19 protein-coding genes are annotated in these 24,274 nt (G+C 34.0%); 15 read left to right on the top strand and 4 right to left on the bottom strand.

What is annotated here, in order from left to right:
• Positions 1-40: 40 nt before the first annotated feature.
• From NST77_RS04445 to NST77_RS04470, 6 genes are all read left to right on the top strand, one after another.
• Positions 41-685, top strand: coding sequence for an SGNH/GDSL hydrolase family protein (locus NST77_RS04445; RefSeq protein ID WP_171509500.1), 645 nt, complete (start codon positions 41-43; stop codon positions 683-685).
• 177 nt (positions 686-862) lie between these two features.
• Positions 863-2,143: an MDR family MFS transporter gene (locus NST77_RS04450; RefSeq protein WP_163188251.1), complete on the top strand. Its 1,281-nt coding sequence runs from the start codon at positions 863-865 to the stop codon at positions 2,141-2,143.
• A 218-nt stretch (positions 2,144-2,361) separates the two neighbouring features.
• Positions 2,362-2,913 carry a sigma-70 family RNA polymerase sigma factor gene (locus NST77_RS04455; RefSeq protein WP_095333104.1) on the top strand — a complete coding sequence of 184 codons (552 nt, stop codon included), beginning with the start codon at positions 2,362-2,364 and terminating at the stop codon, positions 2,911-2,913.
• Positions 2,898-3,314 carry a PadR family transcriptional regulator gene (locus NST77_RS04460; protein WP_163188223.1) on the top strand — a complete coding sequence of 139 codons (417 nt, stop codon included), beginning with the start codon at positions 2,898-2,900 and terminating at the stop codon, positions 3,312-3,314. The genes NST77_RS04455 and NST77_RS04460 overlap by 16 nt, the downstream gene beginning before the upstream one ends.
• Positions 3,307-4,542 (top strand): FtsW/RodA/SpoVE family cell cycle protein, encoded by a 1,236-nt coding sequence (locus NST77_RS04465; RefSeq protein ID WP_095333100.1) that lies wholly within the window; start codon positions 3,307-3,309, stop codon positions 4,540-4,542. Before NST77_RS04460 ends, NST77_RS04465 begins: the two co-directional genes overlap by 8 nt.
• Before the next feature lie 17 nt (positions 4,543-4,559).
• Positions 4,560-5,168 carry a VanZ family protein gene (locus tag NST77_RS04470; protein WP_163188221.1) on the top strand — a complete coding sequence of 203 codons (609 nt, stop codon included), beginning with the start codon at positions 4,560-4,562 and terminating at the stop codon, positions 5,166-5,168.
• Between the two features lie 22 nt (positions 5,169-5,190).
• On the opposite strand, the gene NST77_RS04475 is transcribed toward NST77_RS04470, so the two are convergent.
• A complete protein-coding gene (locus NST77_RS04475; protein WP_095333096.1) occupies positions 5,191-6,078 on the bottom strand; it encodes a LysR family transcriptional regulator in 888 nt (295 codons plus the stop codon).
• Positions 6,079-6,282: 204 nt separating this feature from the next.
• Between NST77_RS04475 and NST77_RS04480 the strand changes: the two genes are divergently transcribed.
• The gene (locus tag NST77_RS04480) at positions 6,283-7,323 is read left to right on the top strand and encodes a 2,3-butanediol dehydrogenase (RefSeq protein ID WP_095333203.1); all 1,041 of its coding nucleotides are present in this window, start codon (positions 6,283-6,285) and stop codon (positions 7,321-7,323) included.
• A gap of 91 nt (positions 7,324-7,414) precedes the next feature.
• Here NST77_RS04480 and NST77_RS04485 read toward each other — a convergent pair whose 3' ends face one another.
• Positions 7,415-8,947, bottom strand: a complete 1,533-nt coding sequence (locus NST77_RS04485) for a DHA2 family efflux MFS transporter permease subunit (RefSeq protein WP_095333094.1) — start codon at positions 8,945-8,947, stop codon at positions 7,415-7,417.
• 275 nt (positions 8,948-9,222) lie between these two features.
• Between NST77_RS04485 and NST77_RS04490 the strand changes: the two genes are divergently transcribed.
• A complete protein-coding gene (locus tag NST77_RS04490) occupies positions 9,223-10,131 on the top strand; it encodes a TetR/AcrR family transcriptional regulator (RefSeq protein ID WP_163188219.1) in 909 nt (302 codons plus the stop codon).
• Between the two features lie 76 nt (positions 10,132-10,207).
• On the opposite strand, the gene NST77_RS04495 is transcribed toward NST77_RS04490, so the two are convergent.
• Positions 10,208-11,554 carry an amino acid permease gene (locus NST77_RS04495; protein WP_095333090.1) on the bottom strand — a complete coding sequence of 449 codons (1,347 nt, stop codon included), beginning with the start codon at positions 11,552-11,554 and terminating at the stop codon, positions 10,208-10,210.
• A gap of 223 nt (positions 11,555-11,777) precedes the next feature.
• Here NST77_RS04495 and NST77_RS04500 point away from each other — a divergent pair, with 223 nt between their 5' ends.
• From NST77_RS04500 to NST77_RS04530, 7 genes are all read left to right on the top strand, one after another.
• Positions 11,778-13,022: an ATP-binding protein gene (locus NST77_RS04500; RefSeq protein ID WP_341122758.1), complete on the top strand. Its 1,245-nt coding sequence runs from the start codon at positions 11,778-11,780 to the stop codon at positions 13,020-13,022.
• 576 nt (positions 13,023-13,598) lie between these two features.
• The gene (locus tag NST77_RS04505; RefSeq protein ID WP_095333086.1) at positions 13,599-14,024 is read left to right on the top strand and encodes a DUF1641 domain-containing protein; all 426 of its coding nucleotides are present in this window, start codon (positions 13,599-13,601) and stop codon (positions 14,022-14,024) included.
• A gap of 117 nt (positions 14,025-14,141) precedes the next feature.
• Positions 14,142-15,326 (top strand): NAD(P)/FAD-dependent oxidoreductase, encoded by a 1,185-nt coding sequence (locus tag NST77_RS04510; RefSeq protein WP_095333084.1) that lies wholly within the window; start codon positions 14,142-14,144, stop codon positions 15,324-15,326.
• Positions 15,327-15,614: 288 nt separating this feature from the next.
• Entirely contained in the window at positions 15,615-16,799 is a 1,185-nt protein-coding gene (locus NST77_RS04515) for a Ger(x)C family spore germination protein (RefSeq protein WP_163188215.1), read from the top strand.
• Between the two features lie 198 nt (positions 16,800-16,997).
• Positions 16,998-17,483: a nitroreductase family protein gene (locus NST77_RS04520; protein ID WP_163188213.1), complete on the top strand. Its 486-nt coding sequence runs from the start codon at positions 16,998-17,000 to the stop codon at positions 17,481-17,483.
• A gap of 267 nt (positions 17,484-17,750) precedes the next feature.
• On the top strand, positions 17,751-18,764 hold the full coding sequence (locus NST77_RS04525; RefSeq protein ID WP_095333076.1) for an asparaginase: 1,014 nt from the start codon (positions 17,751-17,753) through the stop codon (positions 18,762-18,764).
• A gap of 401 nt (positions 18,765-19,165) precedes the next feature.
• Positions 19,166-21,871 (top strand): SH3 domain-containing protein, encoded by a 2,706-nt coding sequence (locus NST77_RS04530; RefSeq protein WP_163188211.1) that lies wholly within the window; start codon positions 19,166-19,168, stop codon positions 21,869-21,871.
• A gap of 799 nt (positions 21,872-22,670) precedes the next feature.
• Here NST77_RS04530 and NST77_RS04535 read toward each other — a convergent pair.
• The gene (locus NST77_RS04535) at positions 22,671-23,795 is read right to left on the bottom strand and encodes an NAD(P)/FAD-dependent oxidoreductase (RefSeq protein WP_163188208.1); all 1,125 of its coding nucleotides are present in this window, start codon (positions 23,793-23,795) and stop codon (positions 22,671-22,673) included.
• Positions 23,796-24,274: the final 479 nt, after the last annotated feature.

Below are 24,274 nucleotides of genomic sequence, written 5' to 3' on the forward strand. Positions count from 1 at the left end.
TATTGTATAAATGAAAACGTTCTATGGAGGGATGATTGGGATGGAAGCAAATAAACGATTCTTGTTTATAGGAGATAGTATTACACAGGCGGGAAGAATGGAAGATAGGGAAGGCATTGGTTATGGCTATGTTCGTTATATTAAAGACTACTTTACTATTAATCAACCAGAAGTCTTGCCGAATATTGTTAATAAAGGGATAGATGGAAATAGAATCACTGACTTAGAACAACGCTGGGAAGCAGATGTTCTCACCTTACGTCCAGATCTAGTTTCTATATCAATTGGAATTAATGATGTATGGAGACAATTAGACCAACCTCAACTAGAACAGGTTACTCCAGCTAAATTTAGCGCTATTTACGAACGTTTATTAGAAAAAGTAAAAAAACATACAAATGCCAGTATTTTTTTGATGGAGCCAACCATTATTGAGGAAGCGATTGAAGCAAAAGGCAATATTCTTTTAAAAGATTATGTAACAGTCATTCATCATATAGCAGCCAAATATGATGCAGTGGTTGTGCCTACACATCAAGTATTCATGGAGTATTTACAAAAACAAAATAATCAAGTATTAACGACAGATGGAGTACATATGAATTCTGCTGGTAATATGCTAATGGCGCAAACATGGTTACAGGTATACAAAAAGTTTAAGGAAGATAAAAGTAGTTTTAGATAATCGATAAAAAGAGGAAAGGATTGAAAACATGTCTCTTATCCATAGACTAACTAATTTAAAATCTATTTAAAAGGATATAGAGACATCATCATAATAGAAAAGAAAGTCTTTCCTAAACCGAAATATCAAGGTATGATAGGGGAAATAAATAGAAAGAGAGTGACAACTATCATGACGATGCGACTTAGAGATTGGGATCGGAATTTAAAGATTCGTCTTGCTGGTGAATCAACTGTTAATGTAACATTTTGGATGTTTTTCCCATTTTTAGCGATATACTTTACAGAATCCTTTGGGAAATCAATTGCAGGATTCTTATTAATACTTTCTCAAGCCTTTTCTGTTGTTGCCAATTTGCTTGGCGGCTATTATGCTGATAAATTCGGTAGAAAGAAAATGATGGTAATATCAAGTCTTGCCCAAGGAATTGCCTATTTAATCTTTGCTTTTGCTAGCTCTCCGTGGCTTGATTCCCCAGCTATTAGTTTTATCTGTTTCACTGTTATCAGCTTGTTTACTAGTATTTATTGGCCAGCAAGCCAAGCGATGGTTGCCGATGTAGTAAAAGAAAAAGACAGAAGCAGTGTTTTTGCTATTTTTTATACTTCTACCAATATTGCAGTAGTAATTGGTCCGATTCTTGGCGGTTTCTTTTATAAAGATTACCGTTTTTTCCTCCTTTTAGCAGCTGGACTATTAAATATTATATTGAGTATGGTATTAAAAATTTGGATTGCTGAAACGGCTCCGCCATATAAAGAACTAGATAATAAGAAAAAGAATTGGGCTATGGCGCTTGGGGCACAGTTAAAAGATTATCAGGTGATAGTAAGAGACCGAACTTTCTTACTGTTTATTTTAGCGGGAGTATTAATAGGGCAAACCTTTATGCAACTAGATTTATTATTACCAGTCTATGTAGATGAAATGGTTGTTACACAAAACTTATTTTCTCTTGGCAATTGGTCTCTAGAAATTCAAAGTACACAAGCTTTTGGATTAATACTTGCAGAAAATGGCTTGGTCGTAGCCTTATTTACCATAATTGTTACAAGATGGATGTCTAAATTTAAAGAGAAGAATGTTTTTATTATTTCCTCCTTTATTTATGCGATTGCAGTTATCATGTTTAGCCAAACTAATTTAATTTGGGGGTTAATGTTCGCCATGCTCTTATTTAGTTTTGCAGAGTTGATGACAGCAGGAATTCAACAAAGTTTTATTTCTGAGATTGCTCCCGAGGATCAACGTGGTAAATATTTTGCGGCAGCAAGTCTGCGGTTCACTTTTTCAAAAATGATTGCTCCATTATCCATTCCGATGAGTGCCTGGTTCGGATTTAAATGGACATTCTTCATTATTGCTATATTAGCGATAATAAGTGCGTTCATTTATCAAGTGATGTTCAAACAATTTGAAACAAAAAAAAGAAAGTTAAATATAGTGAAACCACTATGAGGAGTATAAAGGATGGAAATTTCCAGCTTGGACGTGGGCTTTATAATCTGATCATTTTCTAATATAACACTTTCCTAATGGCTATTTTTATAACTAATTAGGAAGGTGTTTTTTCTTTTAAAGGCTTTAATTCTAATAAGGGGATTGATTTACATGATTTTATCCAAACCTTTTTCTCCTGTATGTCGTCTAATTATTAGGTAAGGAGGTTTATTGTTTTGGAAGAATTGTCAGCATGCTGGAAAGAAATAGACAATAAAGAAGAAGTATTTGATGAAATTATGACTACATATGGACAAGAGCTATTACATTTAGTCTTTTCTTATGTCAAAAATGAAGCGATCGCAGAAGAATTAACACAAGATATTTTTGTGAAAGTATATTATTCCATCCATAAATATAAAGGGAAATCTAGTTTTCGAACATGGATTTGGAGAATTGCTATTAACCACTGTAAAGATTATTTGAAAAGCTGGTATACAAAAAATGTTATAAAAGTGGATGACGAATATATTTATGGAGAAGACAGTAAAGAAAATATTGAACAAACCATTGTTCAAAAAGAGGAAGAACAATGGCTTGTGCAGGCTGTGATGAGTTTACCTATTCTGTATCGAGAAATTATCTTCCTCTTTTATTTCGAAGAATTAACGATAAAGGAGATTGCCAGGATAATAGGGGTTAATGAAAATACGATCAAAACCCGATTAAGAAGAGCGAAGCAATTATTAAAAAAGATTGGAGATGAAGAAAAATGGAAAAACGACTAAAAAACCTTCAAGCTGGTTTGAAAAATACTTATTTTAATCATCTTTCATTTACTGCTGAGCATCGCAAAGAAATTATGAAAAAAATTCAAATAAAGAATAAGGAAGAGGAGATTCTTTTAGCAGCTTTGCAATTACTTCATACTAGAAAAACTGGTTTTGAATTAACAGAGTTGTTACGTGCTCGCGGCTTTCAAAAGTTTGAGAATCAAGAAGGATTTATCTATACTTTTCTGCATCGATTGGAACAGAGAAATATAATTGCATCAGAGTGGGACAATAACAAGGTAAAATATTACCATATAGACCGTAAAGGAAAAAAGCTCGAAAAAAAGTTGGCAGCAGAAGGGGGACGCAGCAAAAATATTAGAGAACTGATAGATTGGGTGTACGTAAATGAATAATAAACATTTATTTTTAGATAAAGTGACGGAGCAAGTGAAATCGAAAGAAGCAAAGGAATCGATTAAATTAGAAATGGAGTATCATATCCAACTTGCAAAAAAGGGATGGATGAAAAAAGGGTGGACAGAAAACGAAGCAGAAGAAAAAGCAATTAATGAAATGGGAAGTCCTTCCCAATTGGGACGAGAGTTAAGTGAAATCTATCGTCCAACGATTGATTGGGCTATCGTTATTTTAACAGTGAGTCTGTTAATGATAGGAATATTGCCAGCATTATCTTCTTCTTTTCATTTTATCACGCTAAAGTTATTAATGACTTTCTTAGGGATTGCAATAGTCATTGGTTTTATGTATGTGGACTATCGTAAATTTGCTGATTTTGGATATTTATTTTATTCAATAGGATCGTTGTTATTGATATCTATTATTTTCTTTGGCAATCTTATGATTAATGGAATGAATTATATAAAAATTGGACCAATTATACTCCAAGGCATAATGGCCATCCCCTTTTTTTTATTAGCCTGGGCTTCCTTTTTTAGTAAGAAAGAATTTACATATGTTTCTTTCTTGTGCTTATTTTTCTTTTCATGTGTTTTATTTCTCTTCGGATTTGATAGTATTTCTACTGTTTTTATTTATATTTTTACAGTCGCAATCATGCTATCTTGGAGCCGCTTTTCTAAAAGGAAAGTCCTTATTACATATGGAATAGGAACAATCCTTCTTTTAGGGCTTCTTTTTCTTACAAGAGGAAGTTATCAATTAAATAGACTAATGGCATTTCTATTTCCTGAAAGATATGCCGAAGAAGCTGGTTATTTTTATTTATATCGCCAAAAAATGTGGGCTGATTTAAAATGGGTTGGTTCACCAGATATGGAAGTATTAACTTTTATTAATAATACAGACACAGTTTTTCTGCAAATCACCTATCAATTTGGATACATGATGGCTGTAATTCTTGTATTGTTATTCGGAGCACTTATTCTAAAGATGATCGCCAATGTCAAAAAAATAAAGCATCCATATGCGAAATTTCTATTAATAGGATCTATTACACTGTATAGTGTTCAAGTTGTTTATAATCTAGGAATGTGTGTAGGACTTCTACCGGTTATTTCATTATCCTTGCCATTCATAAGCTATGGTCTTGTTCCAACCGTTATTAATGCTTTATTAATTGGTCTTATCTTAAGTATTATTCGTAGAAAAAACTTTCAATAATGTGTGGGGGGCACGATATGATTAGAATGTATCTTGAGTCAATGATTATTTACATATTGATTGGATCACCAATTTATCTGTTAAGTCGATATTTATACGTTAAATATAAAACACAACAAATAGTATGGATGAAAGAAACCCTCCTCTTCCTGTTTGTGATGTTCTGCACAGGGGTAGCATCCCAGACCATTATTCCCCATTGGTATTTGATAGTGGAGGATGGTAAGCAGCAGCTTTCTATTCAATGGTCTGAGGGATTAAGAAGTATTAATCTTATCCCTTTTGCCACGATCATTTCCTATTTTGCCCTAGAAAATGATCAAGTAAGTAATTGGAATGAAGTGTCACGGATCAATCTATTAGGGAATATTGTTATTTTTGTCCCTTTTGGTATTTTTCTCCCATTATTATGGAAAGCATTCAGAAAGTTTTCCTCCTTATTTTGGATAGCTATTGGTATTCCTCTTTTAATAGAAATCCTTCAATTATTCATAGGGAGAAGTACGGATATTGATGATGTAATATTAAATGCCTTAGGGATTATGTTTGGGTTTAGTCTTTATAAAATCTTCCAGAATTTTTTTCATAAAGGGAAAGATTCTGGCGTGAGAAAGAATAGTAAATAATGCAGCAGGCAATAGGCTAACTTTATGTCAGCCTATTTAAGAACTCTTTAGCTACCTTAGAAATACCTTTGTCTATTGGATAAATATATCCAAAGTAATAGGTATTTATTATGGTATCAACGAAAGGCAGAGTTACATAGCTATCATTGTTTGCTAACCCAGTTATTGTTTTAAATGCATAATCATAGCCAATGTTAATGGCTGTATTTCTTTCTAAGGCATACCGAATAGTTTCCACATTGTTGGTTGTAAATAGAATTTCCATGTCATTTTCGACAATAGCTAAATTTTGCACGAATTCTAAAATAGAATGATCATTATACAAAATAATTGGCTGGTTTATTAACATTTTCTCTGTAATATATTCATTGTTTGCTAAAGGTGAGTTTTTATTTACTGCTACAACCATGCATCCATCATATAGTTTATGGAAACGCAAGCTACTGTTTTTCTTGATATCCTCCGCTGTATAAATAATGAAACCGATATCTACTTCTTCTTTTTTTACTTTTTCAATAATATGCTGTGAGTTATCTTCCTCAATAGATGCCTTTATGTAAGGGAATTCTTTTTTGTATAAAGTAATCTGATCAGCTAATAAATCCAGAGGTCCAGGGAAAGTTGCAATTTTTAACTCACCTTTGAGGATATGGACAAAGCTTTCAGCTTCATCTAAAAACTCTTGTAATTTCTCTAGTACGCCGTTAGCTTTTTGGATGAGTATTTTTCCTTCCTCAGTTGGATAGGTTCCCTTTCTAGAGCGATGGAAAATTTCAATGTTCAACTCTTTCTCTAGCTTTGTTACGGACTGACTAAGCGCAGGTAAAGAAATATTCAACTTAGTTGCAGCTGTCTTTAAAGAGCTGGAATGAGAGATTTCAACAATATATTTTAATTGTTCTATATTCATATGTAGCTCCTTTCTTAAAAACTAGAATATAGTTAAGTAATCGTTAACTATAGTTAATTATAATATAATTTTAAATTAATCATATAAGTACTATAATTAAATTGTTTCTGAAACTTAAGTTTTTTAAGGCCTTAAATAACAAGTTGCTCAAAATAAAAGATACGGCTATAAACCTATTAAGGTCAAAGGGGATGGATGGTAAAAATGAAAGCATTAAGATGGCATAACCAAAAAGATATTCGCTTAGAGAACATAGAAGAACCGCAAGTAGCGCCAGGAAAGGTAAAACTTAAAGTAAAGTGGTGTGGAATTTGCGGCAGTGATTTACATGAATATTTAGGAGGTCCTATCTTTATACCAGTGGATCAACCACATCCTTTAACAAATGAAGTGGCTCCTGTAACATTAGGACATGAATTTTCTGGAGAAATAGTAGAAATTGGAGAAGGCGTAACTGACTATCAAGTGGGAGATCGTGTGGTGGTCGAACCTATTTTTGCTACACATGGTCATCAAGGTGCTTATAACTTAGATGAGAATATGGGATTTCTTGGTTTAGCAGGTGGCGGAGGAGGTTTCTCTGAATATGTTTCTGTCGATACAGAATTACTGCATAAATTGCCAGATGAATTATCCTACGAACAAGGCGCATTAGTAGAACCTTCTGCTGTTGCTTTATACGCTGTAAGATCAAGTAAAATACAGGCAGGGGATACGGCAGCAGTTTTTGGCTGTGGACCAATTGGACTGTTAGTAATAGAAGCTTTAAAGGCAGCGGGAGCAACAGATATATATGCAGTTGAGCTTTCTCCTGAACGCCAGGCAAAAGCAGAAGAACTTGGTGCAATTGTTGTAAATCCAGCTGATTATGAAGATGTAGTTGCAGAACTTGTTCGCCGTACAAATGGTGGAGTAGATGTCTCTTTTGAAGTAACTGGTGTTCCAGTAGTTTTAAGACAAGCCATTCAATCTACTACAATTTCTGGAGAAACTGTTATAGTAAGTATTTGGGAAAAAGGGGCTGAAATTCTCCCTAATGATATTGTTATTAAAGAACGTACTATTAAGGGGATTATTGGTTATCGAGATGTATTTCCAAGTGTGTTAAATTTAATGAGAAAAGGCTATTTTTCAGCAGATAAATTGGTAACTAAAAAGATTAAATTAGATGAAGTGGTTGAAGAGGGTTTCCAATCGCTGATATCTGAAAAAAATCAAGTGAAGATATTAGTAAGTGCAGAATAAACAAAGTAATGATAGCAAACAAGGATGTCCATTAAAGGAACATCCTTGTTTTTTATACAAAAACAGTCAGCGGTTGACGCTGACTGTTTGTTTATTCTACTGCTTCTTTCATTTTCGCTGGACTAGTTTGCTGCTCTGCATCTTTTGGCGGAACAGCACGCTTTACAAATGCTGCGAGAACAAGTGCAACGATGACAATTCCAACAGAAATAAGGAAAGCATCATTAATTCCTTCAAGCATTGCTTGCATTCCCAGCTGCTCCTTCATAGTAGCAATTGCTTCGGGGGTTGGCTGAGTGGTTGTATTACTCATTTCTTGCATTGCTTTAGCAGCCAGTTCCTCACCATGCGTTTTTGTACGTTGTGACATGAATGTAATCATAACTGCAGAACCAATCGCCCCAGAAACTTGAGACAATGTATTATTTAAAGCAGTCCCATGTGGATTCATTCGAGACGGTAATTCATTTAAACCATTTGTCATAATCGGCATCATAACCATAGACATTCCAAACATACGCAAGGAATAGATAAGAACAAGTGTAGTTATCGTAGTGGTCATGGATAATTGACTAAACATATATGTTGTAATGGCAGTCAATGTTAAACCAACTAAGGCAAGCGTCCTTGCTCCATATTTATCAAAAAGTCTTCCTGTAATAGGAGACATAATCCCCATAATAATCGCACCAGGCAATAATAAGAGACCAGAGTGGAATGGTGAAATGCCTCTTACGGTCTGAATATACATTGGCATTAACAACATGGCAGAGAATAGTGCAATGTTTACCACAACAGTAATTACTGCTGATAAGGAGAATAACGGATACTTAAAGATTCGGAACTCTAGCATTGGAGTAGTCATTTTTAATTGACGCAGAACAAAGAAAATAAGGGCTATCACACCAATAATTAAAGTTCCATAAACATGAATATTACTCCAGCCTTTTGTGCCGGCTGAACTGAATCCGTATAGTAATCCGCCGAAACCTAAGCTAGACAATATGACAGATAAAAGATCGATATGAATATCTACTTTTTCCTTTTTGTCTTTAATTTTAAAAATTGCTGATATTAACACAATGATAGCAATTGGTGAAACAACATAGAACAACATTCTCCATTCATAATGCTCTACAATATACCCTGATAATGTTGGGCCGATTGCTGGAGCAAAAGTCATGATAAGACCAAAAACACCCATAGCACTTCCACGTTTTTCAACTGGAAAGCTGGTAAGTAAGAAGTTCATTAAAACAGGCATCATAATGGATGAACCAGAAGCCTGTATCATTCTTGAAAGCAATAGTACTGGGAAAGAATGAGCCATGCCAGCCATTAATGTACCAATTGTAAAAAGGGACATTGCTATTATAAACAATCTTCTCGTTGAATATTTTTGAATTAAAAAGGCAGATGTTGGAATCATAATTCCATTTACAAGCATATATCCAGTTACTAGCCATTGGCCAACAGAAGGATCAATTTTGAAATCCGCACTAATAGATGGTAAAGCGATATTTAAAAGCGTTGAATTTAAAAATGCGACAAAGGCACCTGCCATTAAAATAACGATAATGCCATATGGCGGTTTTTTTTCATTCGATGTTGCATTTGTGTTCATTAAAACAATTCCTCCCTATGAACTTTACGTTCTTTTTATCCATTGGATCTAAGCTTAAATAATAATATACCTGTAGTATAAATAATGCAATAAAAATGTTTAGAATCCCTAAGTAAAAAATAATTTCTTATTAATTCCACTTTTTTTCTTTAGTAGAAACCTTGCTATCACAATAATCCAACGATTCTTTTTTATTGGGATGATTGTAAATCTATTCTAAATGACCTACTATATAAATTGAACCGGTAGTCTAATTTTATATTCAAGGTGGTTAAATGAATAAACGTAAAAAGCAAGTAATGGATAAAGCACATGAATTATTTATTGAAAAGGGATTTCAGCAGACATCGATCCAAGACATATTAACTGCAAGTAAAATTTCAAAAGGTACATTTTATAATTACTTTTCCAGTAAAAATGAATTGTTAATTTCAATTTTTAAAAATATTTATACGGAATTGGAATGGCAAAGAAAACAATTACTAATGGGGCAAGACGAAACAGATAGCACCCTGTTTATCAAACAAATTGAAATGTTGATTCGAACAAATAACCAATATAAAATCATTTCTTTATTTGAAGAAATTCTTTTTACAAAGGATGAAGAATTAAAAAATTATATTAAAAATAGAAGAATACATGAGCTCAGCTGGATTTATAATCGGTTAGTTGATGTATGTGGTGCACAAAATAAAACGTATTTATTAGATTGTTCTATTATGTTAATGGGAATGATTCATTCTAGTATTTTTGTGCATTCATTAATCTATCAAGATCACGCAAATATACATCAAATTGTGCAATACTGTGTAAATCGGGTGCTTGATATGGTTAACCATCTATCTAAATCTAATGAAGTCCTTATAAAACCAGATACGCTTTATAATTGGATTGCCCTTCAATCCATGAGTGATGAGGATGTGGGAAAGAAGGAAATTCTTTGTATGATTTATGCGTTTAAAGCAGATTTAAAAAAAGATAAAGAATTGCTTTCTAGTCAAGAGAAAATAGAACAATTGTTAACATTTATCGAAGAAGAGATAGAGATCAAATACCCGAGGTATTTTTTAATGGAAAGTGCATTAATGTCTCTGATGCAAGAGGTAAAAGAGACACCATATGCTAAAAAGGTCCAAAAACTTAGAGATAGTATAAAAAAGGTATATTCCAAACGGAATCAATGACAGGGTAGAAGGAAAAGTCACAGCTTAAACGTTGACTTTTCCTTGGTTTATTCTGTTTTATAAATTGAAATTTTGTTTATTTTGCACAACCCGCCTTGTTTTTCCCCAATTTATGTCGCATGAAAAAAGTTGCTGATGCGATAATTAGGACAAATGCTAAGCTTACAAAAAAACCGATACGGACTTCTTTTTCAATAATGGTACCTGCGATAGCTGTGATAATAAGTAAAATCCCAAAGGAAGACTTTAGTTTATCCCATAGTTTTCCTTTAAGTATTTTAAAGGAAGAAAGAAGGATAAAAGTCCAGTTATATAGTAAAAGAATTCCAGCAGCTGTTGTAATATATTCGAATATTTTCCCGGGTAATAAAAGGGCAGCAACAACAGATGCAAAGAGCCCTATTCCTCCAAGAATAAAAGAAGGGAGAGGCAGCTCGTTAAACTTTTTAAGTTTTTTTTGGAAAATTCTCGGAGCGTCTCCATCCTTTGCTAAAGTTACTAATAGACTGGTTACACCGAATAAAGAAGCTGTCATGGTAGAGAATCCTGCAATAATGATAGCACCATTAAAAACATGTGGGAAAAAGGTTAAGTGATACTCCGATAACGCTGTTACGAAGGGACTTTCTTTTTCGGAAAATTGATCGAGCGGTGCTAATATTGTTGCTAATCCTAATGAAAGAACATAGATTATGACGAGAATGATGAGCATATTTGTACCTGCTTTTGGTGCATCCTTCTTATCTTTCAATTGCATTGCCATTAACCCAATAACCTCAATTCCTCCATATGCATAAAATGCAAATAGTAAAGAAATCCAAAAGCCTTTGTAGCCTTTAGGAAAAAGGTCGTCTATAGATTTAGGGACAGAAACAGCACCATTGCCTCCATGAATCCAACCGAAAACAGCAGCAGCAGCTAAACCAATAAACATTATAATGGCTGCTGTCTTAATAATAGCCAAATAATTTTCTACACGATCGAATCCTTTTGTTCCTAGAAAAACAACAAACAAAGAAAGAACAGCGTAAATACAAGCGAATACCCATAATGGGACTTTAGGAAACCAAAATTGAGATAACAGGGAGAGAGCGGTTAGTTGGCTTCCCATGATTAGAATGTTAGAAAACCAATAATTCCAGCCACAACTAAAGCCTGCCCATGGGCCAAATGCTTTATTTGCATAATAACAAAACGACCCTTCCTGTGGATCCTCCGCCGTCATTTTTGCCAATTGATTAAAAACAATATACGTACCAATCGCTGCTAAAATGAAGGTGAAAACAATGGATGGGCCTGTTTCCATTATTCCAAGGCTGGAACCAAGAAAATACCCTGTTCCAATCGTACAGCCCACACCAATTAATGATAACTGCCACCATTTAAGATTTTCTGATTTTGAATCTGCTTTTTTATTTGTCATTGTGTTCTCCTCTTTAAGTAATAATGAAGGAATTACAAAATAGATAGTGTAGCCTTTATTAGTATGTCAGCTTTTTCGGCAATTATTTGTATAACTAATAAACATTAAAAAATAGATTAAACTATAGCAACTTTGTAATAAAAAAGAATAATATTTACTGATGAAATAATAGTGGAATGATGGTAACTTAGATACAGGGAGATATTATTTTAGAGGAGAAAAAATGATTAGATTTGACAATTATTTATTTGTTTTATTATTGAATGTCGTACCAATTTTTATTTATTTCTATTATTTTCATAAAATGAAAATTAAGAATACTCGTCTGTTTACAGCTTTTTATTGTTCAACGATATTAATTTTAGCCATGGCATTGTCATTAGAAATTGCTCCAGGACATATTTATGATTTAAGGACGATTCCATGGTTGGTCGCCTTTTTTTATGGGGGCTTACCGGCTGGGTTATTAACTACTATGGTTATGGCGATTTACCGATATATGATTGGATGTAATGAAGGGCTAATGATTACTATTATCATTGTTCTATTAACAGTGCCAGTCTTGTGCTATACGATAAAAATATACAAGCAGGCTAAAACATATGGAAAAAAAATAATGATTGCTTGTTCCACATCACTTATCCCAATAAGTATTGATGTAATTGCTACTTCATTTTTTACAAATAAACTAACTATTATGTTTGTGATTTACTTGTATTTATCACATCTTGTTACCCTTAGTATCGCAATTTATTTAATAGAATCACTTTCTTATCAAGAACGAAAGCAAGAGCAAATGCAACAAACTGAACGTATACGACTGATTGGCGAAATGGCTGCATCTGTAGCTCATGAAATACGTAATCCGTTAACAGTAGTAAAAGGGTATACACATTTATTAAAAGAAGATTCTAATATTACTGGGAAACAACAAGAAATGCTTTTACTTATATCTTCAGAATTGGTGAGAGCTGAAAAAATAATAAATGATTATTTATCACTTGCTCGACCAAATCAAGGGAAAAAAGAACAGATCGAGCTAGCGAAGATTATCAAAAAAGTAGAAGAACTGATGTATCCATATGCTCTTTTAAATAATGTGAAAATTTATAATCAAGTTCAAACAACTTGTATAATTGAAGCTGGGCATGATGAAATCTTGCAATTATTTATTAATATGATAAAGAATGCGATTGAAGCAATCGAAGACAAAGGGGAAGTGATTATTTCTGCAAAACTGTCAGAAAATCATTTAAGGATAAATATTAAGGATAATGGCAAAGGAATGTCGGAAGACGAACTTCAGAGACTCGGAACGCCTTTTTACTCAACAAAAACACAAGGAACGGGAGTTGGAATGATGGTATGTTTTAATATTATTCATCATTTGAATGGCAAAATTAAAATCAACAGTAAAATAAATAAGGGAACGACTTGCTCTGTAATTTTTCCACTTAACCATAAATAAGGAAAAAGGAAGGGGCAGAGATTAAGAACTGCCCCTTCCTTTTTTGTGAAAATAGTGGTAAACGATTACAGGTATTTGTAAGTAGTTTATAGAAGTTTAAAGGAGTAATGGGTACAGTTTGTCGACAGGAAGAGTTTTAATATCCTATTTAAACTTTCGATTATCAAGAGGGGGGTCTACAGATTAAATGAATAGTAACTTGTTTTTTTAGCATAATAGTTTATAGAGTAAAAAATAAGACAATTTTGATTAATAATTTATTTTGTTGGTTTTATGACTTTATTCTCTCTTTTCGTGATAAACATCACTTTTCTTGAAAAAAACTCTGTTTTTTTGTCAAACTTACATTTATTTTTGTTCAAAAAGTGGTATTATATTAGAGGAGTTTAATAATGGAGAGGTTGTACATCTTCTTTTAGTTTGTAGAAAAAGAGACTCAAAAAGTTTTGTACATACCTTCATTTATTCTAACTAGAGTTAGTAAAAATTATCTTTTTGCAAAGTTTTGTGCATAGAATCACAAAACATTTGTTAATAACATTTAAGCTAAGTGCTTATAGTAAAGGAGAATCAGTTATGTCAGAAACTACTGCGCAAACCAATGCTGAAAAACAACTGACTGCAACAAATCAAGACCTATTGGATCAGTTGCTAAAGCCTGAGGTACAAGAATCATTGACAACATTAATGGAGCAACTACCAAAGTTAACTGAAATGGTTAATGGTTTATCTAAAACTTATGATGTTGTTCAATCATTATCCCAAGATGAAGTATTTAAAAGTGATATCGTTGGGGCAACAACGGAAATGTTCGAACCAGTTATTCATTCTGTTAAAGGAATGGCATCCGCTGCTATCGAAGCAAAAGATCGTGCAGATGCAAGCAATGAAACAATTGGTGTATTCGGTTTAATGAAAATGTTAAAAGACCCACAAGCACAAAAGATGTTCCGTTTTTTACAGAGCTATCTTCAAATCATGTCAGAACGCAATAATAAATAATCTTTCAAGTAGTCTTCCTTTAGTCAGTAATGGCGTTAATAAAAGAATTTATTTATGTGAAAACTGACAGGGGAGCCTGCCAATACTTTTAAATGTAATAAGGACGGGGGATTTACTATGTCAAAACATATTGTTATTTTAGGTGCTGGATACGGTGGCCTGTTAGCAGCTTTAAATGTTCGTAAATTTTACAGTAAAGCGGAAGCTACAGTAACCGTTATTAATAAATATCCAACACATCAAATCATTACTGAATTGCATCGCTTAGCAGCAGGTAATGTTTCTGAAAAAGCTGTTGCTATGCCACTAGAAAAATTATTTAAAGGCAAAGACATCGACTTAAAAATTGCTGCTGTTGATTCTTTCAATGTAGATACAAAAGAAGTTGCTTTAGGCGATGGAACTAAATTATCTTATGATGCATTAGTAGTAGCGCTAGGAAGTGTAACAGCATACTTCGGTATCCCTGGTCTTGAAGAGAACAGTATGGTTCTTAAATCAGCAGATGATGCAAACAAAATCTACAATCATGTAGAAGAGCGTATTCGTGAATATGCTAAATCAAGAAAACAAGAAGATGCAACAATATTAATTGGTGGTGGCGGACTAACAGGTGTAGAACTTGTTGGTGAACTTGCTGATATCTTACCAGGATTAACAAGAAAATATGGCGTTGATTTCCGCGATATTAAATTACTATTAGTAGAAGCTGGTCCGAAAATTCTTCCTGTTTTACCAGAAGACTTAATCGAACGTGCTACTAAGAGTTTGGAAAACCGTGGTGTTACTTTCTTAACAGGCTTACCAGTAACAAATGTGTCTGGCAATGTAATTGATTTAAAAGATGGTCAACAAATTGTTGCTAATACATTTGTATGGACTGGCGGCGTACAAGGAAATCCACTTGTTGGAGTTTCTGGATTAGAAGTAAATCGTGGTCGTGCAACTGTAAATGATTTCCTACAATCTACTTCACACCCTGATGTATTTGTAGCTGGTGATAGTGCTGTTTACTTCCCTGCTGATGGGGATGGTCGTCCAGCACCACCAACTGCTCAAATTGCTTGGCAAATGGGAGAATTAATTGGATATAATCTATATGCTTACCTTGAAAATAAAGCATTAGATACATTTAACCCAATTAATTCTGGTACACTTGCAAGTCTTGGTAGAAAAGATGGTGTAGCAATCGTTGGAGGCAGCTCGACTCCATTAAAAGGATTACCTGCTTCCTTAATGAAAGAAGCAAGTAATATTCGTTACTTATCACATATTAAAGGGCTATTCAGCTTAGCTTACTAATAATAAAGAAGAAAAAGATGAGAGACAGTGTATTAGCCCTGTCCTCATCTTTTTTATTTGTATCCACTTGAGAATGGACTATTCCTCTTATTGTCACAACTATCTCTGTTATTTATGTCATTTTCTTAATAGAATTGTAAGGATATAAAGGATAATTTTCGTTCTTTTTCACAAACTATTATTATCTTTGAAAAAGGGGTAATTGTCTGTTTTTCTTGATTCTCTATCATACTAATTAGTGATAGAGGAAGGAAGATATTGACGATACAAAGGGAGTAGTCTAAAAATATGAAGCGCTGTTTATTATGTATATCTATTGTATCCATCTTGTTTTTAGCTGGTTGTTGGGATCATTCGGAATTAAATCAAAATTCGATTGTAACGGGGATAGCAATAGATAAGGGGAAAGAACATAAATACAAACTTTCGATAGAGAGTACTTCTGCTGCTGAATTAAATCCAAGAACTGCTCAAGGTTTAGCCCCTGCGATTGTCTACTCGATAGAAGGAGATACGGTAGGGGAGATTACCCATAAGTTTAATACAGCAATATCAACCCATTTAGTTTTTTCACATACGAGATTGCTTATTATCGGGGAGGATATTGCCAGAGAGGGTATTCTAAGTTTTATGGATTATTTTGATAGGGACAGAGAGATAAGAGATGACTTTAATATAGTTGTAGCAAGGGATACAGAGGCAGTAGATTTTTTGCGAATAACGAATGATTATCAAAAAGTTTCTTCATTGAAAATATTTCCCCAAATAGACAATATGTTAAAGGAATGGGGAGGAACTCCAGGCATTAAATTAAATGATTTTATCCGTACCTATTCATCACCTGGACAAGTTCCTGTTTTGTCCGCTATGAAAATTGACGGGGAAAAAGAAAAAGGGTGGAACCTTGATAACATTAAAACAACAGTACCAGGGGCGATGGCAAAAATTGATTCATTGGCAATTTTTAAAAATGGAAAGCTGCAAGGATATTTGGATTTAAATGATACAAGGATGTTAGTGTGGATTCAAAGTAAGTTGGAACAGACCTCCTTGAGCATCCCCTATGAGAAGAACAAATTTTTCGGCTTGCGTGTTATGCATTCTAAGACAAAGATTAAAGCTAGACAAGTGAATGGCCGACCTCAATTTGATATATTTATTAAAGCTGAATCCATTCTAGATGGCTCTGAGAAAGGGATAAAAGCTGCAAAAGCAAATGCGTTTGAAGATTTTGAAAACAAAACAAACCGTTATCTTGAAAAAGAATTTAGTAAGTTGATTGAAAAAATGCAAAAAGAATATGTCGCAGATATATTTGGATTGGGAGAAATATTTAGAGATCAAGATTACAAGCATTTTAAACAATATGAAGATAATTGGGATACAGGTTTTAAAGATGCGAAGATTAATGTGCACGTAAATGTAGAAATAAAAAGGAGTGGATTTCGAAACAATAGCAATAATATAAAATAAGCAAATGGCTTATTTATAGAAAAAGTTGTTCAGGGAGTCGACTTAAGAAACGTTTTAGTCACAATTAGGATATTTGTCAACGTTCTGAAGGTGATTTTTTTGTATTTTTAGAAAGAGGAATTATTTAAAAAAGTAGAAAATAGGATTATTATAATAAAGAGAAATAAGCAATACTTCACAAAAAGGGGAGAGTTAAAAGTGAATATATCTGAATTAATTACAGGGAGAAGAACAGTAAAAAAATTCAAAACGAAAGATGTAGAGAATTCTATTATTTTGGAATGGCTTCAACAGGCAAAATTTGCACCGAATCATAAAATGACAGAACCATGGAGAATTCTTTTTGTTGGAGAGAAAACCCGAGCAGAACTAAAACATAAAACAAATTTTGGCGGAGCTTCTAAGGTTATTGCTGTTTTATCGCATAAAGGAAGAAACCAAATCGAAAGGGATGAAAATTTAGCAGCAGTTTCCTGTTTTATCCAAAATTTTATGCTGCAAGCATGGGATGCGGGAGTAGGTACGTTTTGGAGTTCTGTCGGATCTTCGGCTTTAGGAAGAAAATCGTTAGGAGTAAGCGAGGACTATGAAGTGGTCGGAGTACTTGCTATTGGCTACCCGGAAGAAATTATGGAACCAAAAGCACGCACGTCTATCGAGGAGAAAATTACCTATTTAGATTAAAACGTGATCTATTAATTTTCGATAAGCGAATAAAAGGCCAAACAATCATACGAATCTGTTTGGCCTTATTTTTGGTCGGACATCTCTGTTCCAGCCATTTTTTTATGTTGCTTTCAGCTAGGAAAATAGAAATAGAGAGAAATAATTTTTTCTGATAAAATGGATAGCATCCTCTTATTGCGGAAATTTCTTTAAGTATATATAATAACGTGGTATATATCGAAAAAGGATATATTTTAAGGCGTATGGCATTTAGGAGGACTGTAAATGAAAAAATTGCTTTTACTTGCAACCGGCGGGACAATTGCCTCAATAGAAGGAAATGAAGGACTTGTTCCTGGTTTGTCTGCAGAAGATCTCCTTCAATATTTTAAGAATGATATTTTAGAAGTTGATGTAACTTGTGAAATCATTATGAATAGAGATAGTACTAATATGCAGCCGGAACATTGGGTTATGATGGCTGAGACCATTGCTGAGCGGTATCATGAATTTGATGGTTTTATTATTACACATGGTACAGATACATTAGCGTATACATCAGCAGCACTTTCTTATATGCTTCAAGGTCTCGAAAAACCTGTTGTAATCACTGGATCACAAGTCCCGATTAGTTTTAAACAAACAGACGCTAAGAAAAATGTTATAGATAGCATTCGCTTTGCGAAAGAAGAGATAGGCGGAGTTTTTGTCGTTTTTGATGGACGTGTTATTATCGGTACAAGAGCAATGAAAATGCGAACAAAGAGCTATGATGCATTTGCTAGTATCAATCATCCATATGTAGCGACGATCGAAAAAGATCAAATTCACTTTTTATGGAAGCCTGACAAGACGACAACTGATTTGCTGTTGAATACAAGCATATGTCCTGATGTTTTTTTATTAAAATTGCACCCAGGTACAAAGCCGGAGATATTTAATTTTATTAAACAGCATTATAAAGGGGTCATTATTGAAAGCTTTGGTAATGGGGGCTTACCTTTTGAGGAAAGAAATCTATTACCAAAGATTGAAGAAATGGTAGAGGAAGGAATTGCTGTTGTTATCACAACTCAATGCTTGGAAGAAGGACAAGACCTCCTACTATATGAAGTAGGAAGAAAAGTGGCGCAATACAATATTATATTATCCGCAGATATGAATACAGAAGCAATTGTGGCAAAATTAATGTGGGTATTAGGAAATGAAGCATCATTAAATGAAATAAAAAATCGCATGGAGAGCCAAATAGCTTATGATTTATCAGTTGATTGGGAAGGGGAAAGATCCAACTACTGAGTGATGAAGCTTCCAATCTATCTTTTTGGTGATAGATTGGAAGCTTTTTTCATTCAGTTTTTGGAGAAATACGGTCTCAATTTCAAGTAGTCCATGATGCCTATTTTTGTTTTTTGTGGTCTTATCTAAATCTTCATGACTATTTATTTCTAGTTAATAATGTTACTATTAGATTAGGTGTGCTAGGTGTATTTGGTATTAGGATGAAACCTTAGACCTAATAAATAAGGGTGTAATAAAAAAAACGTGACTATAGGATTATATACTAGTAGAATAATAGATAATATCATAGGTACTAAAGAATATATAATAGGGGTAATAGAGTTTAGTAGTAACAAGATGATAGATTCAAGAATAACCAAATAATGAACTAAGCAAATAGATCTAGGAGGTATGTAGTGGTGAAAAAAGTAGTTGTACCTGGAATATTTCTAGCAGCATTATCTTCCCCACTTTTTATGGATGAGGCTCACGCAGCTTCCGTTACGAAGTATGTAGAAGTGAATAAAGGATCGGTATTGAATGTAAGAGTCGGTCCATCAATCAGTACAAGTGTGGTAACCACTTTAAAGGCAGGAGAAAAAGTTAGTGTCCTTTCGGAAACGAATGGCTGGTCAAAAGTGGATGTGGATGGAAAGATTGGATATGTATCATCAAGTTATTTGAGAACAAAGCAAGAGAGTTTCGTAAAATATGTTTCTATTGATCCGTCTTCTACTTTAAATGTAAGAGAGTCAGCTTCGACAAAAGCAAATGTAGTAACAAAGCTTAAAAACAATACAAAAGTCGAAGTTATTTCAGAGTCCAATGGCTGGGCAAAAATTAAAGTAAATGGAATAAATGGATATGTATCATCTCAATACATAAAAGCTGTACAATCAGAGGAAAAGAAAACAACGAATAGTTCAAACAAGCAACAAAAAGTGACTAAATACGTTAATGTTGATACTGGTTCCAGTTTAAATTTAAGAAACAGTCCGTCCAATTCAGCTTCCATTATTGTAAAATTGGCTAAAGATGTACCTGTAACGGTTTATTCAGAATCCAATGGCTGGTCGAAAGTAGAAGCGTATGGAAAACAAGGATATGTAGCAACACAATATCTAGCAGAGAAAAAGGGAACTTCAAGTACAGAGAAGAAAGATGAAACTAAAACAAGCGCTAGTAAAGAGGCAACGGCAAAAACAACGGCGAAATATGTCAATGTTGAAAAAAAATCTTCCCTTAATGTTAGAAAGGAAGCGAGTACGAATAGTTCCATCTTAACAAAACTTTCTAGAGGAACAGAGGTAAAAGTTCTGTCGAGTGCAAATGGATGGGATAAAGTAACTGTATCTGGAAAAACAGGCTATGTAAGTAGTAGTTATCTATCGGAGAAAAAAATTACAGAAGCAACAACTAATAATAATAAAGCAACTGAAAAGAACAGCGGTAATACACCAACATTAGTAAGTAAGAAAGTCAACGTTCAGGCGGGTTCTAATTTAAATGTAAGATCTACTGCATCAACAAGCGGATCGATCAAAGGAAAGCTTTCAGCGGGTACGGTGGTAACAGTACTATCCGAGAAAAACGGCTGGTCCAAAATTAAAACGAGTAAAGCAGAAGGCTATGTAAGCAGCGAATACTTAACAAGCATATCTACTCCAGATAAAGGAACAGACAAGAACGAAGCGAAACAGCCAGAAAAAACACCAACTGGAAAAGAAATGAAAGTCAACGTTCAGGCGGGTTCTAATTTAAATGTAAGATCTACTGCATCAACAAGCGGATCGATCAAAGGAAAGCTTTCAGCGGGTACGGTGGTAACGGTACTATCCGAAAAAAACGGCTGGTCCAAAATTAAAACGAGTAAAGTAGAAGGCTATGTAAGTAGCGAATACTTAACAAGTATATCTACTCCAAATAAAGGAACAGACAAGAACGAAGCGAAACAGCCAGAAAAAACACCAACTGGAATCGAAAAAATTGTAAATGTTCAAGCAGGTTCTAGTTTGAATTTGCGATCCACACCATCAACAAGTGGGAAGATTCTTAGTAAGCTCCCAGCAGGTACCGTGGTTATTGTACAAGCGGAGGGAAATGGTTGGTCTAAAGTAAAAGTTAATAATTTAGAAGGCTATGTCAGCACAGAATATCTATCTACCAAAGGCAATGGATCAGCTAATGCAACGATTAATAAAAATTATGTGAATTATAATCTCACACTAGAAGAAATGACAAATATTCAATTAAGTGTGAATCCACAAACAGATAAAAAATATGACACATATATAAGAGAAGATGCGATTGCTTTTAAAACAGCAGATTCAACAAAGGGTACTGTAATCGGAAATGGCTGGAGATTACGCGGAGGTGCTGGAACCGATTATTCTGTTGTCAGTACCTTGACTAGTGGCCAAGTATTAACGATTACTTCTAAAATCAAAGGAACAGATGGTTACTACTGGTATAAAGTGAATTATTCACAATCATGGGTTACTGCTAGTAAGGAAGACACTGCTTACTACCTTAATCCAGACAATTTTATTAATAGTGATACACAATCACTGCAATTTCTAAAATTATCTGCAAAAGCAAACGTAGATGATAAAGAAGTAGATAGTAAGATTTTAGCTGGAAAAGGAATTTTAGCTGGAAAAGCTTCTGCCTTTGTAACTGCCGCTAATGCTTATGGAATTAATGAAATTTACTTGATATCACATGCACTTTTAGAGACTGGAAATGGAACGTCCACTTTAGCAAATGGTGTCAAGGTTAACGGTAAAACTGTGTATAACATGTATGGTATTGGTGCCTATGATGGATCTGCCATTTCAAGCGGTGCACAATATGCTTATAATGCAGGATGGTTTACGCCAGAGGCAGCCATTATAGGTGGTGCCAAATTTATTGCCCAAGGTTATGTTAATGCTGGACAAGATACTTTATATAAAATGAGATGGAATCCTGATGCAGCTGAGAAAACTGGAAATGCAACGCATCAATATGCTTCCGATATAGGCTGGGCTACTAAACAAGTGGGCCAAATTTATAACTTATATAATCTGTTAAGTTCCTATACATTAAACTATGAGATTCCAACTTATAAAGTAAATACAAAGTAAAAATAAACGGTTTCATTGTTTTATAAATGGAAATAGATAGCTACATTTTCCATTTGTAAACATTAGAAGGTAAATCATTAGTCTAGTTAATGGTGTTTGGAAAGAGTGTTTGTAATCTTTCCAAACACTACCCAGATGCATTTATGACCATTCCGCAACTTTATTACTTTCAGGGATTAAATATAATTATAAGAACTGTCTTTTTGAAAAAAATTGATTCGATAATCTTTTTGCAGCAATTGTTACTTTCCTAACTTACCCATTCCCCTAAGTAATCGTTATAATTCTATCCATTTTAAAAATTCCTCGCTTCAAAATAACTGAAAGAAGAAGTATTTATTTGTTTTCTTTTCTAACAAGTAATAGGATAAAAACACAAACTAAAGTTTTCCTTCTGCAATCTATCATTTCTTCTCAGTAATAGAAGAAGATGAACGTTACATAGAATGAAAGTGAACGTAATACAGAACAATTTTAATACGATTATGGTTGAAGAACCATATGTAGAAACTACTATCTATTCTCGTGAGTTTCCAATATGAAGGCGTGTTTTACTCTTTTTTATGAAGAATTTGGGATTCGAAATGGGGAAATAGATGGATCTATAGTATTTAATAAGCAGTGTATGAAAGTGAGTTAGGGAATTTATGATTAGTAAGGTAAATAAAAAGATGAGAGAATATACCCAATAAAAGAAACACTTAACGTTAGTAATACAGAAAAACGTTAAGTGTTTTCATGTTTGAGGCTTGATAATGAAATACAATAAAGCGAATGTACATTATACCCATTCCTGATTCTATCGCTCTTGAATAGAACTATCGATAGAATAGGGAGAAAAGTCGATATCTGATTCAGAATGAAGAAGAAATTTAGCAAGCTGTTGCCCAATAAATGGTCCCATTGTCAGGCCAGATGCACCTAAGCCGTTAGCAAGGGTTAGCCCTTCATAATGCTTTACTTTTCCGAATACTGGAAGGAAATCGTTTGTGAATGGGCGGAAACCTACTTTTACTTCACTCCATATGCCTTCTGATATGCCTGGTGCAAACAGTAGAGCTTTATCAATTATTTCTTTTATTCCTTCAATTGTAACATCGGGAGATAATTCGGTTGTATTTTCGTGTGTTGCCCCAATTACAATCGTATTATTTTCTAAAGTTAATAAGTACTGGTCATGTGGTGGCATCACTACAGGCCAGTTGGAACATTGAATGTCCTTTAATTGGATATGAAGTATTTGTCCCTTTTGTGCTTTTACGTCAAAAGCTAAGTTTAGTGGCTCAAGCAATTCATTTGCCCAAACACCAGCAGCGATAACTACTTCATCTGCATAAATAGATGTGTTGTCACGAAGGGTAACCCCTTTAATTGCATGCCCCTCTTTCAACAGGGTACAAGATGAATGGATAAACCTTGCTCCTAATTGTTTGCTTGCCTCCATGAGGGCGTTTCGTAATGACCAGCCATTTACTCTTGCTGCACCACTTATATGCAATGCCCCATATCCAGGAGCTAATAAAGGGAATAGAGACTGAGCTTCTGAAGATGAAAGAATGTCAATATCTCCAATTTCTGGTGCATCTATTTTTCGTTTTAACGTTCTTTCTTTCATAGCTTCCAATTTAGTAATGTCTGAATGCAGACTAAGCGCACCAACTTTTTTATAGCCTGTATTTAGCTGACGATAGTTTTGTAAGTCATTTACAAGAGTGGGATAGTATTTTGCCCCTTCTCTAGCTAATAGATACCATTTTTTGTTTCTACGTTGGGAATTCCAAGGGCAAATAATTCCGGCAGCTGCTTTTGTAGCTTGTCCACGATCTTCCCTATCGATGACAATAACTTCAGCCCCGCGCTTTGCTAATTCAAAAGCAGTAGCAGCGCCAAGTATTCCGCCGCCCACGACCACTATTCTTTTCATATAATTATCAATTCCTTTTTTAGTTAGTTTCAAGCTGATTTCAAATGATTTTCTGTTTTAAACACAAGTTGGATTAGACAGATACTTTTCTATTTACAATTTCATCAAAAGTAAAAATTGGATAGATTAAATCCTGATTTAAGACAAAATAATATCAGTTTAAAAGAGTGCAATATTTCTGTAGAACCGCAGCTAAAATAAACAGCTATTACTAATATAACATAGTGCAAATATAGTTTGAATTCATCCTTTTGAGGCGGTTGTTCCATACAGTTAGATGTATTATTTAAACTAAAAAGATAATAAGTCTGTAGTCTGGTAATGTGTTGTCTAGTGTTTTGGAAATGGAGAGTAGGGCGAGAAACGTTAGAAAATGTCGATATCATGCGACAAAATACTACTATTAAGAACGACTTAGTACAATATGTTAATTATTAAATCTGCATTTTAATAGGGATTTAATGGAAGTGTATAGGGAA

The organism is Niallia sp. FSL W8-0177, from assembly GCF_038006285.1.
GTDB classification, from domain to species: Bacteria; Bacillota; Bacilli; order Bacillales; family Cytobacillaceae; genus Niallia; species Niallia circulans_A.